This window comes from Flavobacterium bomense (assembly GCF_003970355.1).
In genome coordinates this window covers 1-1,116 of sequence record NZ_RYDJ01000225.1, presented here as the reverse complement: position 1 = coordinate 1,116, position 1,116 = coordinate 1, and the positions used below count along the sequence as shown (strand labels likewise).

Annotated in this window: 1 pseudogene; it reads right to left on the bottom strand. The window is 35.9% G+C overall.

The window, feature by feature from the left end:
• Nucleotides 1-1,116: pseudogene (locus EKL98_RS17775) on the bottom strand (hypothetical protein); the annotation flags it as partial.

Genomic DNA, 1,116 nt, shown 5'->3' with positions numbered 1-1,116 from the left:
ATTGGTTGCGTTTAGCCAAATTGTACTTCTTTCGACAACTTTTGTTTTGAAAAATTGATTTGCATTATTCGCTATTCTCTGTCCATTATTGAAGGTTACTGAGGTTGCCGAATTCAGAGCTTCTACAAAGAAACCTTGTCCAGTTTGAATAATTCCATTAGGATTTACAACTTGGGCTCCCCCATTAGAAGTGAAAACTCCATTAACCCAAGTACAATAAGTTGGATTAGTTAATCCATTTGTTTTTCTCCAGAAATATAAAGTTCCTGTAATTTTTGTATTGTTATCCGCAACAAACTGAGTCATGCTGATGGTTGATGGATAAGGGTTTCCAACTAAATTGAATCGTTTTCCTACACCTCCATTTGTCATCGTAATCGGAATTATTCCATTATTAGGAACACCTGTGAAGCTTCCGTTCCAAACCGTTGGAGTAGTTGGATGGTTGTTTGAAATACGGATTAAATACCCCTTGCCTAAAGCAAAATTTGTTGTTGCTGGACTTGTAATTTCCGTATACAAATTGGTAGATGTGGTATAATTATAAAATCTGTTTGAACTTGTTGCTGGAGAAAAAGATTGTAAAAATAAGCTGGTATTATTAGTTACCGGTGATGACCAAGCAGTATAATCGAGACGCATTAAAGCAGAACTATTACGTTTAACTATAATATTTCCTGAATTAGCTGCATTTGAAGTCTGTATCAAATTGGCATTATTGTTCAAAGTGAAACTTCCAGAACTTACCGTTATCGCACCGTTTAAGGTTACATTATAACCTGAGGGAATGCTTACCACGGCGTTGTTATTTACGGTTAAGGTGCAAGCACTAATATTTGTGGAAACGTTATAATTACCAGCAATAATTGCTGTAGTTGAGCTTGTTGGTGCTCCATTTGACCAAGTAGTTCCATTCCAAGTAGTCGTTGAAGAACAATTAGTAGTTATTGTAAATGTTTGGGCAACGGTTGCTATAGAACTACAAGAATTAAAAACGGTTACATTAGCAGTGCCAGAACTTGAAATGTCTGCAGCACTAATTGAAGCAGTTAATTGATTTGCACTTACAAAAGTAGAAGTTCTGTTGGCTCCATTCCATCTTATCAAAGATTGACC